Origin of the sequence: Sphingobacterium sp. UBA7625, assembly GCF_002484085.1 — a bacterium.
In the GTDB taxonomy this organism is placed as follows: Bacteria; Bacteroidota; Bacteroidia; order Sphingobacteriales; family Sphingobacteriaceae; genus Sphingobacterium; species Sphingobacterium athyrii.
Genome location: NZ_DLJD01000005.1, coordinates 104,339 through 121,890, shown reverse-complemented (window position 1 = coordinate 121,890; position 17,552 = coordinate 104,339). Strand labels below are relative to the sequence as shown.

Genomic DNA, 17,552 nt, shown 5'->3' with positions numbered 1-17,552 from the left:
TAATTCAATAAGGGATATTATTTTTTCCAAGCTTTAGGACAATATTGCGGATCCTTGGTACCAACAACAAAGCGATAATGACACAAAGCAGTATAACAAGCATTACATCATAATAATCCCGCACCGCTCGTGCAAATAACTGCTGTTTGATTAACTTATTAAAAAGAAAATCCGATGCATTTTTAGCCACATACATATCGTTCCCCGCATTTATATAAGTATTTTGAATATCCTGCCACAGCGAAGGGATAAGCGGGTTTGTTTCGGTCAGTGTTTCGCGTAGTTTTTCGCGGATAGCTCCCTTTGTATAGCGCTGTAACTGGTTATTAAGGGCAATGCTACTGCAGAATCCAACGAATCGGGCAAAGATACCTAATAGGGAGGCGTATAGTGCCATCCCTTGTGGCGCTGCTGAAGCTGTAAAAAAAACAATTGGTACAAACAGCGCTCCAGTGGCAAGACCATAAATAAACATGGGTAGGATAAAATCTAAGGTCTCCCCTGCCACGGAGACAAACAGGAGCATATAGCCGTAATACATGGCCATAGTCATAAATCCCACAAGCATGAGCTGCATCAGATTCGTCCCACTTAAGACAAAGCGGGCCGTAACAAACATGCTTAGTAAGGTTCCTGCAATCACGGCGAGCCAGAGCGGGATTGTGTGTAGGGAATCGGTGGCCAAAACATTCTCCACATAGCTATAGGTCAGTCCTGTACTTCCCTTAAAGAGGTAGAAAATCACTAGTAATAATAGTCCCAATACAAAGTTTTTGGTTCCAAAAATGTGAAGGTCAATTAAAGGTCGTTTCAGTCGCATTTCCCGTAAGACGAATAAAATAAGCACAAGACCTAAAATAAGGCTTAGTATTTTAATGTACGGATTATCCAGCCAGTCCAACTGTTGCCCATATACAAGAATATATCCAAGAGCTAAGGTAATATAGGTGTAATAGATATAACCGATCCAGTCGACCTGATATAACGGTAGCTTTTTATGAAGCCTGGCGTTTGGATGCATGGTAATCAATACACTTAGCCCAAGTAGTATAAGTAGCATGATAATGCCATAAAATAGCCAATTGAAATCCCTGACATACAGGATAGCGCTACAGAATATGGCATATAGTGGCACTGAAATCTGTATACCAGCATATAAAATTGTGTAGCCAATTACCTTTGCTCTGGTCGACTCCAGCCGTGGAAAGATTAGGTTGAGTACGATACCGGACAAAAGAGCACATGTCATCCCCTGTAAAAATTGGCCGATTAGAAAGATTGTCCAATTTCTGCTATAGAAGCAGATCAAGGCACATATCCCATTGATGGCGAGGGCCAGGAGCAAATAGCCTCGCGAAGTAAAGCGTTTTACGATGCGCACATCTAGCGCCAGGAAAGTTACGGTCGAGCCATAAATAACCACCATTCCGTATTGCATGGCCGTAGCATCGATACCGTAAAATCCCATAATGGTTACAGGACTGCTATATAAGGCAAAACAGCAAAGTGATGTCATCAATATCGCAAAGATGACTGCCCGTGCGAGACCTTCCGAGACCCAGTGTTTAAATAAAGGTATTTTATGTGCTTGCATAGTTATTTCTTTAAAACATAAACATTGGCATTCATTCCGGGCGAGAGCTTAGATAGCATCTCTGAATTATCGGTCAATTTAATTCTGACGGGGATGCGTTGGATAATTTTTACAAAATTACCGGTGGCGTTATCCGGTGGCAACAACGAGTAACGTGCTCCTGTCGTTGGCGAAAACGATTCGATTACTCCAGAGAATACTTCTTCGGGGTAAGCGTCTGTTTCTATAGCAACCCGCTGTCCGATATGAAATGACTTGATCTGTGTTTCTTTGAAGTTGGCGACTACCCATTTTTTTTCGGCCTCATTGAGCAAAAAAGCCAATGTTTGCCCCGGTTGCACAAGCTGTCCTTGTTGAATGGTTTTCTTACCAATACGACCATCAAAAGGTGCCGTTATTACGGTGTACCGAAGATCAAGTTCTTGTCGCTCCAATAGCGCCGTTTTGATATTTATTTCAGCGGCAATTGCAGCCCGCTGAGCTTGTATATCCTTGAGTCTTGATTTGGCGGCCTCAAGAGAAGCTATAGTTTGGGCATAGTCAGATTGTTGGCTCAGGAGTGTTGTATTCACGAGGTCAAACTTTTGTTGTGTGGTCGATTCATCTGCCAGCAGGCTTTTATATCGTTCAAACTCTTTGCGTTGTTGCTCTAATTTTGCCTGGGCTCCCATTAATTGCGCACTGATTACAGCAATGTTTTTGGATTGTGTCTCTTCACTTGCCGCCAAGATTGGCAGTTTCGCACGCGAACTTAACAACTCGGCTGCGGCGGCCTTCTGTTTGAGTCGATACTCATCTTTTTCAATCAATACAAGTGTATCGCCTTGATGTACCTGTTGGTTATCGTTATAATAAATTTTACTGATATATCCACCCACTTTGGCACTTATGGGCGATAAGTAAGCATCTATTTGTGCATCATTTGTCTGCTCATACTGTAAATTTCGCCATAGGTATAGCACAGCCCAACCCAGCATGCCCGTAAGCAAGACAATACCAAAGTACTTCGTGGAGATGACCACGACCTTATCTATTTTATTCTTATTCATTATCTGATATCTTTTTAAAGTACCCCTGTTATCGCCAACAATTGGATGTGGCTTAGTTTTAATTCGACCAACGCAGATATGTGGTTAAACTTGGCTTCAAGCAATGCATTTTCTGCTTCTAACAGATCCGTCAGCAAGGATTCCTGATTGAGGTAACTGTTTTTGATGACACGGACAGTTTCGGTGTTTTGCGCGATGTTTTTCTCAGCTGTTATTACCTGTTGTTGGGCCTGTTCGCGCTGCAGGAATGCCTGTCTGATCTTCAGGTTAACTTCTTCCTGTTTGATCTGCATGACTGACTTTTGTTCCTCAATATGTATGTTGGCCTGTGCGACAGCATGTTTACTTTTGAATGCATTGTCAATAGACCATTGCATTTTGAGCCCTGTCTGTCCAAATCCCCATAAATTATTGCTATATGGATAGAATGAGATCTGCGGATAGGTGTAGCTATAGGTCGAGTATAAGTAGAGCTTTGGCCGTGTGGCAGATTTCACCTGTCTTAGTTTTAATTCACTGGTTTTGATCGTGGATTCAATGATTTTAAATTCCTGAGACTGTTGTTGGGCAATGCCAATATAATCATCGTATGTATGTACATCCTGCAGATCAGGTTTCAAGTCTTCTTGAAGTGCTATCTGGAGTGATTCCATTTCGCCGCGACCCATGAGCACATTCAGTTTCTGTTTCGTAAGGTCAATTCTTTTGAGTACTTCAGACCGGCGGAGTTCTAAATTGTCCAATTTAACAGCGATTCGCAGCACATCACTCTTTAAGACAATTCCATTCTTGTAAAGATGTTCGATTGTCGATAGCTGGCGTTGTTCAGCGGATATTTCGGCAGAAATAAATTCCTTGAATTTCATGAATTTGTATAGTTCATAATAAGCGACAGCAGTTATATATTTTAGATTGCTGTGCTGCAATTCGTATTCAAATTGCATGGCCAACTTTTCTTCCTTTTTTAGCTGAATATTTCTTTTATCGAGGCCACCATTGTAAAGATTGAGGTTTAGATTGTAACCCAGCCCATAGCCATAACCGGATACCGGCACATCCTGTGCAGCAGAGAACAATCCTTCAGGATACAGGAGGAATTTAGTGTTGAGTTTAAAATCCCCGTTGAGAGAAATCGTTGGTAAATACTGATCTTTCGCCTCAATAATGGCAAGTGAAGCAGCTAGACCCTTGAGCCCCTGTAACTTTAGCTGGTGGTTATGGGAGGCTATTGACTCCCATATTTTTACCAGGTTCACAGGCTGTACCGTATCTCTTACCTGGCCGTTGGCGGACCGTAAAAAGAAAAATATGCCCACAGCAATAGAAACAAAAGAAAGATCCCGCCTCATTTCTTTACTCCTTTAAAAACAACATGCTGTTGCTTGGCGCTATGCCGTTTTTCGGCATATTTCTTCCAGGTTCGCCTCAATTCATAGAGAACAACGGACAGATCCCCCATCGGAAATAGGGGGAACAGATACATACCTGCGTAGTTGAAGTATAGCCTGTTCACTTGTCTATCGTCATCGGCAATCGGGTCAGCCGATTTCTCAGGGACGACTTTCACAATAATTTTTTGTACTTTTTCTTTCATGATAACCTTGTTTAACGCTATTTGACAAAGTTATCGGGAAAGATGCTGTGGGATTTTATATAATTGGCCTAAATTTGGCCGAATCTGGCCAATATATTATTTCAGCTTTTGTTCCTCTACCCGTAGGCGCTTTCGCCAGGTCATCATCTGAGGGTCGTCATAGATCGGGTCACCAAGATTGTCCAGCAAGACCAATGCTTTGGCTAAATTTTCCCTTAGATCGGCAGATCTTTAGTAAAACCTTATATCGACCTCTGATGTTCTTAATGAGATAAAATAAATCCTACTAAATAACGTTATTGGGGTAGAGGAATTTATACATGCTACAGCTTGGATTTGTTCATCTACGCCAATAGGCCGGATCAGTTTAAAATATCAATATGAAACATCACTACCTAGCTACACTTATCATCGGAATATTGACGATGTCGGGATTAAAAGCACAGGAAAATACCAATTTAATTAAATTAAATATCTTGCCATTGGTGGTTGGCAATGTTGCGTTCGAATATGAAAAGGCGATTCAACAACGCCTATCACTAAATGCGACATTAAGTCTTCGTCCTAAATCTGGTCTTCCCTTCCGCTCGATATGGGAATCTGCTATTGATGATCCAAGTGACATTCTGGGTGGAGCGAAATTTGGGGCATTTTCCTTTACACCGGAAGTGCGCTTTTATCTCGGTAATAATGATGCTTTCAGAGGATTCTACTTTGCTCCTTTCGTAAAATATGCGCGTTATAGCCTTAGCACCATACTGTCGGTTGAAGAGCGAGACTACCAAAAGGAAGTTCCGATTTCGGGTGCCTTGAATGCCTTGACAGCTGGACTAGCTATTGGTAGCCAATGGCGTCTCGGCGAGCATATCTATCTAGATTGGCGAATTATTGGTCCCAACTACGGATTTAATAACGGCACCTTTGAGGGGAAAACCCAATTAAATACCGATGAACAAGAAGAACTGCGTAAACAGTTGGAGGATTTTGACATTGATGTCTTAGACCTCAAAAAAGAAGTTGATTCCGAAGGAGTCACGCTCAAGACGAAAGGCCCATTCGCTGGAATTCGTACCGCCTTATCCTTAGGGTATCGGTTTTAAAGTCGATCGACTTCCTACATTTCGCTATTCAGCCGAGCTTTATTAGGTATTTTTCGGCCCTATTAGACTATGAAATCCCTGTTTTCATGGATTTTTCTGCCTGGTTATTTGTCGTAGTTTTGGGGAAACACCCCACAAAAATAGACAGTTAACTTGGGAAAGGACATACAATGAAAGAATATACATTCAAATACCAGAATAACAGCGGACTTCTCTATCTAATACTGGTTCTCGTTGGGATACCGCTCGGCATTATTCTGCCGACGGTATGGCTTATGAATTATGTGCAGTGGATTTTTTGGCCTAATATTGTACTTATGCTTTGCCTGATGGGATTTGGTGTCTGGCGTTTTGTCAAGAAATCTAGGGCAATCGATACCATCAGTCTGGATGAGAATGGGTTTACATCCCACAGTTATGGACGTGTTCTTTACCAAGATATTCATAGTATTCCACCCTATGGTCTGCTTCAGGCTCCCCCACCATCTATGCGGATCAAACTCAATAATGGTAAAAAGCTGGTTTGGCTGTTCAATCCTGATCATCCAAAATCAGCCGCCGACATCATTATCTTTACTGCATTCAGGGAAGAGCTTTTGCGTCATCTTGGACAGCAGGCTGTAGTGCTGCGGAATGAACACCTTAAAGAGAATATCGCTACCAACGGTGTTGCCGTAGGTAGCAAGCAAAAAAATAATGCAAAAGCGCTTGTCTCCCAACTCGAAGAATCTAAAAAACGTGACTACAAATACATTGCAATACCCATATCTGCGGTATTTGCACTCGTCATGCTCATTCGTACCTGTGGCGCTGATTTTATTCAGCAACAACGGGACAAAGAAATGGCAGGTTTTCGAGATGGGATTCTTAGCATAGAAACAGACTACGAAAACAATGTGCAAAAAGCCAAAAATGTGGCCGCGGAATACGGACTTACATTCGGCCCTATATTTTTGTGGACCAACGACCCTCGCGCTACTGTGGTATTTAGCCCCGATATTCCCCAGGATCCTTACGGTGCCGAAATCGATGTGATCGGCCTGCGGCATGTCGAAGATAATAAACTGTTGGAACAGTATATCCAACATCCAGATAGTGTAAACTACGATCTGACAGTAGTCAATCCAGCCGAAAAATTTTACGCGGTGATGAATAAGAGCATATTTAGCCGCGATGATAGTTTAGCCATACCGATTTACCTCACAGTCTATAACCCCAAAGAATCTCTGCCTACTCCATTTGGCCAGCAAGCCGTAGATTCGACTTTTAGACCCATCCGGTATAGTACTTCAATTGCAATGCCGCGCGCTGGAGAACCGAAACCGGAAATCCTCGATAATATGGACTTCGCTTCCGTCCGTTCTATACTTCAGAAATACAAAGGGACCTATTTTTATATGGTTGCCAAAGAACAGGATGGACTCTCTGCACAACAGTTCGAAAAAATAAAAATGCTGGTCTTATCAAACTTTGGGAAGCACGGGGTTGATACGGGCCGATTTGAAAGCAGACGTTACAATAGCAAATAGCGTTTTATTGTCCTAGGCTGGACCATAAAATATAACCGCTGGATAGCTTGCCTAGGTTGTCACGATAATTGATGTAAACCCAACGGTCGTCGACGATATTTTCAATATTCACTTGGACTGTAGTCCCTTTCCGGAGATAATTTTTCCGTGTTTTAGTAAGTCTTGGATATTTATAAAAATAGGTTTTAGCCGGTCTGGTCCGATAGGTGCCATGCGTTCGTAGTGTCAGTTGATTATAACTACCCGAAAAATCCTCGGGTATATTCTGTCTGTTGCAACCCGAAAATTGAACTTTAAGCTGCTTTCCCACAAAAGTCAATTTCAGTGTGCAGCCCTGATCGTCCTTTTCTTTTAGGATACAGCTATTGCCAGTGCAGGTACCGTTCCCTGAGAAAGTGCCATGGGTACCAGAAGGAATATTCCACCAGGCGAAAACATCGGCAACTACAGTGGATTGCATGGATCTGATCACCATCGTACTTGAAGCACCAGTGGTAGTCACAAGCCGATAGGTGCCCGTCTGTCCAATAACGGAAACGTATAGAAAAATAAAAAATATGCTGATCAAGACTTTCATGCCTGGTATAACAGTATTGTACTTCTTTTGTTTCTGTTTCTGGTCCCGTCCTGGATGAAAAGAAAAACATAAGCCCCTTAATATCTTCCCTTGGCACTTCTGGTCTGGGGAATCTCTAAATTTCTATTCTCATCTCCAATAAATTGGGCTTAAACCCGACTTTACTATAGGCGATTATTGCACTGTCGTTCTGATCATAAACCTGAAGCCTCACTTCCGAGATATTTCTTTCTTTTGCCCAGCTTAACAATGCTTCCAGAATCAATTTATTGATCCCCTGCCCACGGTGATCTGGTTTAACATACATAAATCCCAAATGCACATATCGGGCAAACTTTTGATATGGCTTGGCATCGACTATTTTCGCATAGCCAGATCCGACAAGTTCACTGCCGACCACAGCGACCAATACCTGTGCTTCTGGTGATTTTATGAGTTCCAGCAGGTCGTAGTAGTGAATTTCACCTTCTTCCAATGTATCGTCAAACGGGCGTTCTGCCGCCACGATTCCCTGTTCAAATTCCAATAATACATCGATTTCATGTTCCTGTGCCTGTCTGATTTTTAAATCCATTCCTTATGCTTTTTTATAATGTGTAATGATATCCGCTTAAATTTGGGCTAATAGCGGTTAGCGCAATATACAAAAATCAGCAACCCAATGAACTGCGCAAATGTCAGCTGTCTGTAAATTACCCTGAATTGTATATTCTGTTACAAAAGTAAATAGCACAATCGATTGCGTTTAATTCATTTTCACAATATGAAAGTTGTTTAATAAATTCATACTGAACAATTAAAAATAAATTATGAGAAAAATCAAATTTCTAGCACTGCTCGGTGCTGCATTAGTCTGTTTTGTTTCCTGCAAAAAGACTGTGGAGAAAACGGAGACCGAAGAAAAACTATCACTGCGGGCGGCCACCCCAGGGCCTAACGGTTATGAAGTTCCCCTTGGAGGAAATGCCTTTGTCACATCGGCACCTATCGGCGCTGCTGAAGTGATCAATAGCAATGGCCTAGCCAACTGGACCAATGCCAATAGCATCGTAAGTACTTACGCCAAGCTGCCGCAGGCAGGTACATTAACCGTAAAAATCCGGGCTAAAGTCTTGCCAAATGGGGACAGTAGCGTGGTCAAGCTAACCATTAATGGCGTCAGCAAACAAATTAGTCTAAAAGGCGGTACCGTGAAGGATTATGCAGTGGGCAACTACACATTAAATGCTGCTGGTTACGTAAAAATGGACCTTCAGGGTGTCTCCAAGACTGGGGGTTACTTTGCGGATGTTTCGCACCTTATTTTGAGCGGAAGCGCTACTAGTGGAACTACCATCTATAGCGACAATAATGTCGACAATACTTACTACTGGTCACGACGCGGGCCTTCCTGTCACTTAAGTTATTCGGTGCCGACCAACCAGCAGGTTTCCTACTACTATAGCGAAATCAATGTTCCTACGGGCGAAGACAAAATAGGTTCTTACTTTATGGCCAATGGATTTGGTCAGGGCTATTTTGGCATGCAGGTTAATTCGGCCAGCGAGCGCCGCATTCTGTTTTCGGTATGGAGTCCCTACAGCACCGACAATCCGGCGGAAATACCTGCTGAGGACCGCATTACCCTTAACCGTAAGGGGGCAAATACTACAACAGGCGAATTTGGCGGTGAAGGTTCCGGCGGACAAAGTTATATGAAGTATGGTTGGACAAGCGGCAATAACTATAAATTCCTACTCAAGGGTGAACCCGATGGCAACGGCGCGACCGATTTTACAGCCTGGTTCAATGATCCGACGGTAAATACTTGGACCTTGATCGCAAGCTGGAAACGACCTAAAATAGCAACTTATCTGACCAATTTCCACAGTTTTTTGGAAAATTTCAATGCGGATAACGGCTATCTTGGACGCTCGGCGGATTATAAAAATCAATGGGTACGCACCGCATCCGGCACCTGGTTGCCGGTGGTTCAGGCCAAATTTACCGTAGACGGCACCTATTCCAGCAACCAGCGTATAGATGCCATGGGCGGTACCAATGGAAGCAGTTTCTTCCTTAAAAATGGTGGATTTTTCAATACTGTTGTTAGCCCGGGCACTTTATTTACGGTCAACAATGGTAATCCCGCTCCTGCAATTGACTTCACTACCCTACCATAGCTATATAATTCCGGGTAAGGGTGTCTTGTAATATTCCAATCACAAAGAGCGATATGGCTACAACCATATCGCTCTTTGTGATTTATAGACAACTTTGCCTCAAGGAATGCCTGTGTTAAAAGGTAAACGATTTATGTCCTGGCTTTGTTCATTCAGAAAAGATCAACTAAAAAGAATTATTATGCATCTCAAATTCAAATTTGCTATTGCCCTGATTACTGGAGCAGCATTGATTTTATTCAAGCGTCATACAGAAAAAGTTAAACATAAAGAACAGGAAAAGAAAGCCAAAAATAAATCAAAAGGTAAACAACAAAATAAACCTATCGGTTATCGGCCATTTAAAGATCTGGCTACGGAAATTAATCCAGATATTGTTGCCTTGCAACATGCTGATCCGCAGGTGGTCATCGACAACAAACATGCCCAAGTGATAAATTCACCTCAGCATGTACCCTACCATCAAAAAGGAAATCGGCATCACTAAGCGGCGTGTAGTCAATGTTGCTTGATGAGGTCACTGGCCGAATTCGTCAGAATGAACACCTGGAAGGGCTTAACTTCTGATCCGCCCTTTCACATGCCTTATAGGGATAAATACCTATTTTGTTTAAAAAAATACGGTCAATACAGAAAAGGCATATGGTTTGCATTTAGTTTTCAAATTAAAAATTAAATTGTAGGACATTAATTCGTTAGGGTCTTAAACGTATATGGAAGAAAAAAACACGTATATTGATAAATCAAAACATACCATTCATAATTCGAGCAATGATCTCGATCTTTATCTTAAAGCCTTAAATTCCGCCTATTCAGGCATTATTATTACAGATAATATGCAATACGACAATCCGATTATCTATTGCAACAAAGCATTTGAAACTATTAGTGGCTATTCGCACAACGAGATTATTGGACATAATTGCCGTTTTTTGCAGGCTCAGGATCGTTCACAGCCGCAACGCCAGCTTTTAAAAGAAAGTATCCAGCGGGGTGAAGAATGTAAAGTCGAAATTCGTAATTACCGCAAGGATGGTACACTTTTTTGGAATGAGCTTTTTATATCTCCAGTTAAAAACGAAGCGGGACAGGTAACCCATTTTATAGGTGTACAAAATGATATAACGGCGCGCAAGAAAGCCGAGTACGACCTTAGGGAAGAGAAAGCGCATGTCGAACTTAAAATACAGGAACGAACAAAAGAATTACAGGAAAAGGAAATTTTTCTCTCCAGTATCATTGAGACTGTCCGGGAGAGTTTATTGGTATTAGATGCCAATTATATCGTGTTGAGTGCGAATAAACATTTTTTAAATTCTTTTAAGGTTTCCTCCGAAGAAACGTTAGGAAAACCTCTCTTTGAACTTGGGATGCAACAGTGGAATATCAAATCCTTGAAAGAGCTCCTGACCCAGATTCTACCGACCAACAATCCTGTTATTGATTACGAGGTCGACAATATATTTCCCCATATAGGCCGTAAAGTGATGCTATTAAATGCTTATCGCATTGAATTTGAAGGGCATTACAAAGATCGCATATTGATTGCTTTCGAAGATATTACGGAGAAAAAAGAGCAAGACCAGCGAAAAGACGATTTTTTGTCCATTGCTAGCCATGAGCTCAAGACGCCCCTCACGACGATTAAAGGTTTGGTTCAAATTTTACAGCGCATGAGCCAAGATCATTCGAATGACAAGTTTGTGAGCACGCTCGATAAGATGTCGGCCTATGTCGATCGCTTGAATCTCTTAATCACTAAACTGTTGGATACATCAAAAATACAGTCCGGTCATATTGAATTGCATATGGAGCCATTTGATATTGATCAGACAATTCGCGAGGCAATTGATAATATTACGCTCGCTGTGCCCGGTTATGAAATCCAGCTATCAGGTGCTACAGGCGCCATTGTCCAAGGGGACGAGCTACAGATCATCCAAGTAGTTAATAACCTATTATCTAATGCTATTAAATACTCACCCGATTCAAATAAGGTGGAAGTAAGGATGCACAAAGTTGCCAATTTTGTAAAAATCTCCATAAGAGATTACGGCATGGGTATCAATTATCAGGACAGACTGAAAATATTCGAACGATTCTTCAGGGCTAGCCATATACAGAAAAAATTTCCCGGATTAGGGATCGGGCTCTATGTATCGCATGAGATTATTGCCAATCATAATGGAACGCTATGGGTAGAAAGTGAACCCGGAGAAGGGTCTACATTTAATTTCACATTACCAATTACAAATAACGACGAAAGCCATGGAGCGTAGAAAAATAATGATCTGTGATGACGATCAAGGAATAGTAGAGATGCTTGAACTATTTCTCGAATTAGAAGGATTTAATGTTATATGCGAGATCAACAGTACCAATCTCATTAAACAGCTCACGACGCACCGGCCAGATCTCTTGTTATTGGACCTATGGATGCCGTTGCTATCGGGTGATCAGGTCATAAAAATTATCCGAAATACGCCTGAAGTGAAAGACTTACCAGTTCTTATCCTTTCTGCGAGTGTTGATGGAGCTGTCATTGCAGACGATTTAGGTGCCAATGGATTTATTGCTAAACCTTTTGATCTGGATGAGATTACTTCCAAAATCAATACAATATTAAGTAATTAACAGGATTATTCGAATGGACGAGTGGGCAATGCTTTGCTACGTAAGATGACAAGGCATTGCCGACAGTCCAACAAAAATAGGGCTGATACCCCTATTCAACCTTGATGCGAACATCCCCCGAAATAAGCCCCTTACTTTTTGCTTTTACGACAATTTGGCCTTTATTTTTACTTGACACAATAACCAACGCTTTACCATGAAATGCCCGTCGCGATGTCGACTGGAAACGCGTATGATCTGTTGTATTCCCATTATCCGTCGCCACAATTTTTGCCCCATCTCCCTCCACCTCAAAATCAATTTTATTTGCTGCATCGGGAACAAGGGTGCCAAACTCGTCCACAACATAGGCATGTACAAAAGAAAGTTCATTCGTCGCGACACTAAGTGAGTCGTTTTCTGCAATCAGTGCTATGCGCTGTTCCTTTTTTGCTGTACGGATTGTTTTACTTAACACTCTTCTATCCTGCTGATAAGAGATAACCTCAAGCGTGCCGGGTTCGAATGCTATACCCTTAAAAACGAGTTCGTAACGGTCGGAATCTTTTTTCTTATCGCCTATCTTTTTGCCATTGAGATAAAGTTCTACCCGGTCTGCTTGGTTAAAGTAAACCACCACATCTATTTTATCTCCTTTTTTCCAATTCCAATGAGGCAATACATGTAGGACAGGCTTCGATGTCCATACGCTTTGGTACAAATAGTATATATCCTTCGGGAAGCCTGCTAAGTCCACAATTCCAAAGTACGAACTTCTTGCTGGCCAAGTATAAGGCGTGGGTTCACCAAGGTAATCAAATCCCGTCCATACATACATGCCCGCGATATGATCGTACTTTTCCATTAACCTCAAACTCGTCTGATGGTCTGACCCCCAAGGCGTAAATACATGGTCATAAGCCGATATACTCTTATCCTTGTTGCCTCCATCGAAAGGGATATCCCATCTTTCGGGCCACATGCGAACGGAATCATAAGGAATCAAATCATACTGTCCACGACTTTCCAATGCAGAAGTACTTTCCGTTACGATGAACTTTTTGCCAGGATGATCCTCTGGAAAACTTGCCCATTTTTTATGATTGTAGTTATAGCCTATCAGATCCACTGCAGAACTCATCAGCACCGGATTCGCTTTGGAAAGTTCATTGTTTGCAATGGTAGTCGGACGGGTTCCATCCAAGCTGTCGACGATCGAGGCCAGAGCGATTGGAATAGCTGTTCCATCCGGTTTTGAATGCCACTGTTCCTGCGCTTCATTACCCAGGCACCAGATAAACAGCGACGGATGATTACGGTCGCGTTTGACATGGTCCACAAAATCCCGTTTGTACCATTGATCCCAATATAAATGATAGTCATACGGGTTTTTGTGCCCCTTCCAAACGTCAAATGTTTCACTCATCACCACAAAACCCAAGCTATCACAGAGATCCAAAAATGCCGGTGCTGCAGGGTTGTGTGATGTTCGTATCCCATTGACACCCATCGCTTTCATGGATCGTAGCTGACGTAATGCTGCAGAACGGTTGAATGCCATACCCAGTGCACCGAGATCACTGTGTAGACACACACCTCGGATTTTAAGACGCTTCCCGTTTAGCGTAAAACCCTGTTGAGGATCAAAGTTAAAATTACGTAAACCAAATTTGTTATTCTGTTCATCCAGCACCTGGCCATCCGCAATCAACTGTACGCGTGCCGTATACTGCCGCGGCGTTTCAATACTCCACAAAATAGGATTGTCAATGGATATTTGCTGCTGGATGTGGTGAAGCCCTGTTTTTAATTTTGACAAAATCGTATGTTCACTTGCAATAGACAGGCCGTCTGGCGAAAGCAATTGCGTCAGTACCGTGATCGTTTTTGCTTCCTTAAGGGTCTGTTCAATTTCCAGCGACAGGTTTACGACTGCGTGTTTTTCATTGAGCTGTGAGGCTCTTATAAAGGTACTGTTGCTGGCTACGCTAATCGGATTTCGGACAACTAATTTTACATCCCGATAAATCCCGGAACCTGAATAGAAACGCGAGTTGGGCTGGTTGTTGTTATTTACTTTGACCGAAAGCAGGTTCTCCCTGCCATCCTGGAACAGATAGCGTGACATTTCATATTCGAATCCGATATAACCGTTGGGTCTTTTGCCTAAGAAATGCCCATTGATCCATACTTCACTGTTTTCATACACCCCTTCAAATGCAATAAATATCCGTTGTCCCCTTTCAGCCTTAGGCAGCTTAAATGATTTTTGGTACCAGCCAATTCCACCATCTAGGTAAGCCCCGCCGCTAGCCGCAGGGCTGCTTGCGCTGAATGGCATTTCAATGCTCCAGTCGTGCGGTAGGTCGACGTAGCGCCAGCCTTCTCCCCTTCGGTCATCAATATATTGTTGGTTACTGTCCAGTTTAAACCACCAGCCCGGATTAAAATTAATAACCTGTCTGGATTGCCCGATGGAAGAGCCTGTTGTTACCAATGTTAGGAACAGCAGGCCCATTATTTGGCAATATCCTTTATAAAATAGTCGTTTCCACATAAATTTATCTCCCGTTGTAAGCACCAAATTTGATCAATCATATAGTCATTTGTCTCATGCATATTTACTTACATGGACCTATCCTGATGGTGATAGATCGTACAAATGGTATGTATTGAATAAGCTTTAGGTAAATAGTCAGGATCAATTATCTTATTTATCGTTATTGGTTTCCGCTCCATTTTCAGTCAAACTCTCCTTATAGGCTTTACTGATAAAATTGAAGGTCAGCATGGCGGCACCGTCATTCGACAGCACCGGATCCCGTAGTACCGCCAGTTGCATGGTATTTTGCGTCAGCGACATAATACGTACATCTCCCCAGTCGACGACTATCCCATCTTGCGGCTTTCCATGCAAAGGTGAAGCCCCTGTCATACGCATGGTTTTCTTTTGCGTATCAATATTAAAAGTCCCTTTCTGAACTTTACCCAACATCGCGTGCTTCACGTTGACGTTTGCACCGCCTTTCAGGTCGAAAGTCATGCTACCATAGTCACCCGCGGGCATAAGCCAGCTGTTGCTTTTCCAATCGGGCTCCCAGCTCCAGCTGTCACTATTGAGCGGCTCACCGGTTTTGTTTATCGTTCCCCACCAGTCACCGGTGCCGTAAAAATATAGGGGGCCTTTAAAGTAGCGGGAGATGCCATCTGCGTCTAGATCCAGATACCATGTTTTCTCCTCCCCTGCGCCACCCGTCAGCAAAGTCCAGGTCTCGTCGCTGATAAATTCGGCATACATCTGATCGATTTTAAATGTCACAGGTTCGCCGTAGACAATGCCACCTCGGGTCTCGACACCAAATTTGACCGTGTATTCCCCGGGAAATGGCATTTTCAGCGTTACCTTTTTTTCCTGGCTGCGTCCCTGTGGATGTTCCCATAAAGGCGTATATTTGGGATCCATTAAACTGGTCAAATAGACAATATTCGGATTACTGGCGTCATGTTCAACGGTAAAAGCTTTTCCCTTCTCCAACTGTGCCGATGTGACATCGATGTCCCCCAGTGTATAGTTCTCCGGAGTGCAGCTCCCAAAGAATATCATCCCCGCAAAAAAACAGATGATAACTGTTAGTATCTTTTTCATTTTTATCAATTTATTATAGTTAAACCAATAGTCCATTGTACGGTGTTTACGCTTAATTCCATCCCGCATTCTGTTTCAATATACCGTTGGAAAGGGTGATCTGCTTGTTTGGAATTTGCATAAAGCCTCTTGTTGTCAAAAAACGCTCTCGGTTTACAATAACTTTCTCAGGCACCGAACCACTAAGCACATCTTCTGATGTTTGTAGCGTGGTCGCTGCCATATCCAGCCCTTGTCTCAGCACGTCCCAATAGCGGATACCTTCAAATGCAAACTCAAATTTTCTTTCCTTTAGAATATTGCTTTTTGATACGGGCAGCGCTACAAAATTGGTTTTATAAGCCCTTTTCCGCACCTCGTCAAAATATTTTTGTGCATTTACGGAACCCAGTTCGGCTGCCATCAACAGGACATCGGCATAGCGGATCACAAAGTAATCCTGATCCTGTGATAATTGCATATCCTTATCCCCACCCGTATTCGTGGTGCCATCCGGCAATGCGGTGGGTGCATATTTTTTTACGGCGTATCCCGTGTATTCGCGCTGATCTTTGAGGTCAAAGCCCGTTATTTTTTCGCCCTCGATATCAATGATGGACGCCGTCTTACGTGTGTCGTTATTGTCAAGCTCATTGAAGAAGTTTTTACTTACCGTGCATACACCCCATCCCTGTCCATAGGGCGACCAATTTTTGCCCCGCAGGCCTAGAAATACTACCCAGCGATTACCATCGACATACCCGCTGTAGTTAGAGGTATTGTTAAATTTCTGCGCAAATACGACCTCAGAATTTCCCTTGCCGGCATATTTGGAAATATCTAGTGTATTGTTGCTGGCATTTGGAATATAACTTGCTGCTGGCCATAGATTCTTAAAATCTGCCACCAGGGCAAACTGTCCGCTGCTGATCACGTCTTCCAACCCCGTCAGAGCTTCTGCTCTGGATACGCCGATGTCCTCGCTGCCATAGTATCCCGAATAAAAGAGATAAACACGGGCCAAGAGCGCTTTTGCAGCAAATGTCGTAGCCCGACCGTCATTGGTGGCGGCTGCCGATTTCGGATAAGCTGTCTCCGGAATGTTCGCAGCCGCAAATTTGAGGTCCGAAACAATCAATTGATAAATCGCTTTAGGATCCGATTGCGGAATATTCTCGTTGGTCGGACTCGTTAACAAAGGTATTCTTTCGAAAAGGCGTACAAGATCAAAGTACATTAAGGCACGTAGGAATCTGGTTTCACCTTCAATTCGCGTGCGTGCGGTTGTGCTTCCCGAGAAGTCGGTGCCATCCAATTTCCCCAGTAGCGTATTGCATCTAAAAATACCGGCATAGTAATCTGACCAGGTGCCGTCAAAGATATTATTGTCCGATTGGGATTGTGCAATATCAAAACGGTCTATTGCTTGAAACCCTCGGCCGTCTGTTGTCCCCCCACCTCCAAAACAGTTGTCCGAGGCGATCTCCGACGAGATATAAAAGGCTTGGCTGCCGTTGGACGTCGTCCTTTGATAACCGTCATAGCAGCCGACTAAAGCCATTTCAGCATCGGCCACTGTTTTATAAAAATTGCTCTCCAAAACGCTTGTCATCGGTTCGACATCTAAAAAATTGGAAGAACATGACCCTAATAGTAAGGATCCCAATAACATGGAATGATAGATATAGCTCGTTTTTTTCATGATTTCT

The 17,552-nt window shown here is 42.8% G+C and carries 15 protein-coding genes; 6 read left to right on the top strand and 9 right to left on the bottom strand.

The features are described from left to right. Positions 1–4: 4 nt before the first annotated feature. The 4 genes from B4G94_RS02610 to B4G94_RS02595 are packed head-to-tail and all read right to left on the bottom strand — an operon-like array spanning position 5 to position 4,237. Positions 5–1,594, bottom strand: a complete 1,590-nt coding sequence (locus B4G94_RS02610; protein ID WP_286856988.1) for an MFS transporter — start codon at positions 1,592–1,594, stop codon at positions 5–7. 2 nt (positions 1,595–1,596) lie between these two features. Continuing rightward, positions 1,597–2,643 carry an HlyD family secretion protein gene (locus B4G94_RS02605; RefSeq protein ID WP_286856986.1) on the bottom strand — a complete coding sequence of 349 codons (1,047 nt, stop codon included), beginning with the start codon at positions 2,641–2,643 and terminating at the stop codon, positions 1,597–1,599. 14 nt (positions 2,644–2,657) lie between these two features. Then, on the bottom strand, positions 2,658–3,992 hold the full coding sequence (locus B4G94_RS02600; RefSeq protein WP_286856984.1) for a TolC family protein: 1,335 nt from the start codon (positions 3,990–3,992) through the stop codon (positions 2,658–2,660). Then, a complete protein-coding gene (locus B4G94_RS02595; protein ID WP_286856982.1) occupies positions 3,989–4,237 on the bottom strand; it encodes a hypothetical protein in 249 nt (82 codons plus the stop codon). The genes B4G94_RS02600 and B4G94_RS02595 overlap by 4 nt, the downstream gene beginning before the upstream one ends. A 380-nt stretch (positions 4,238–4,617) precedes the next feature. Between B4G94_RS02595 and B4G94_RS02590 the strand changes: the two genes are divergently transcribed. Further along, positions 4,618–5,337 carry a DUF3575 domain-containing protein gene (locus tag B4G94_RS02590; protein ID WP_286856981.1) on the top strand — a complete coding sequence of 240 codons (720 nt, stop codon included), beginning with the start codon at positions 4,618–4,620 and terminating at the stop codon, positions 5,335–5,337. 170 nt (positions 5,338–5,507) lie between these two features. Then, entirely contained in the window at positions 5,508–6,866 is a 1,359-nt protein-coding gene (locus B4G94_RS02585) for a hypothetical protein (RefSeq protein WP_286856980.1), read from the top strand. A 4-nt stretch (positions 6,867–6,870) separates the two neighbouring features. Here B4G94_RS02585 and B4G94_RS02580 read toward each other — a convergent pair whose 3' ends face one another. Continuing rightward, entirely contained in the window at positions 6,871–7,443 is a 573-nt protein-coding gene (locus tag B4G94_RS02580) for a hypothetical protein (protein ID WP_286856978.1), read from the bottom strand. Between the two features lie 115 nt (positions 7,444–7,558). Next, entirely contained in the window at positions 7,559–8,017 is a 459-nt protein-coding gene (locus B4G94_RS02575) for a GNAT family N-acetyltransferase (RefSeq protein WP_286856977.1), read from the bottom strand. Between the two features lie 235 nt (positions 8,018–8,252). On the opposite strand from B4G94_RS02575, the gene B4G94_RS02570 reads away from it, so the two are divergent. The 4 genes from B4G94_RS02570 to B4G94_RS02555 all read left to right on the top strand — a co-directional run bounded on the left by B4G94_RS02570 (position 8,253) and on the right by B4G94_RS02555 (position 12,239). Then, positions 8,253–9,605, top strand: a complete 1,353-nt coding sequence (locus B4G94_RS02570) for a DUF3472 domain-containing protein (protein WP_286856976.1) — start codon at positions 8,253–8,255, stop codon at positions 9,603–9,605. Positions 9,606–9,786: 181 nt separating this feature from the next. Continuing rightward, positions 9,787–10,092, top strand: coding sequence for a hypothetical protein (locus B4G94_RS02565; protein ID WP_146191057.1), 306 nt, complete (start codon positions 9,787–9,789; stop codon positions 10,090–10,092). Positions 10,093–10,318: 226 nt separating this feature from the next. Beyond that, the gene (locus B4G94_RS02560; protein ID WP_286856974.1) at positions 10,319–11,884 is read left to right on the top strand and encodes a PAS domain-containing sensor histidine kinase; all 1,566 of its coding nucleotides are present in this window, start codon (positions 10,319–10,321) and stop codon (positions 11,882–11,884) included. Continuing rightward, positions 11,874–12,239, top strand: coding sequence for a response regulator (locus tag B4G94_RS02555; RefSeq protein WP_108634169.1), 366 nt, complete (start codon positions 11,874–11,876; stop codon positions 12,237–12,239). The genes B4G94_RS02560 and B4G94_RS02555 overlap by 11 nt, the downstream gene beginning before the upstream one ends. Before the next feature lie 91 nt (positions 12,240–12,330). On the opposite strand, the gene B4G94_RS02550 is transcribed toward B4G94_RS02555, so the two are convergent. The 3 genes from B4G94_RS02550 to B4G94_RS02540 form a co-directional block, all read right to left on the bottom strand. Further along, on the bottom strand, positions 12,331–14,775 hold the full coding sequence (locus B4G94_RS02550) for a glycoside hydrolase family 2 TIM barrel-domain containing protein (protein ID WP_286856973.1): 2,445 nt from the start codon (positions 14,773–14,775) through the stop codon (positions 12,331–12,333). A gap of 153 nt (positions 14,776–14,928) precedes the next feature. After that, on the bottom strand, positions 14,929–15,864 hold the full coding sequence (locus B4G94_RS02545) for a hypothetical protein (RefSeq protein ID WP_286856971.1): 936 nt from the start codon (positions 15,862–15,864) through the stop codon (positions 14,929–14,931). A 52-nt stretch (positions 15,865–15,916) separates the two neighbouring features. Beyond that, positions 15,917–17,545, bottom strand: a complete 1,629-nt coding sequence (locus B4G94_RS02540) for a RagB/SusD family nutrient uptake outer membrane protein (protein ID WP_286856969.1) — start codon at positions 17,543–17,545, stop codon at positions 15,917–15,919. Between the last annotated feature and the right edge of the window lie 7 nt (positions 17,546–17,552).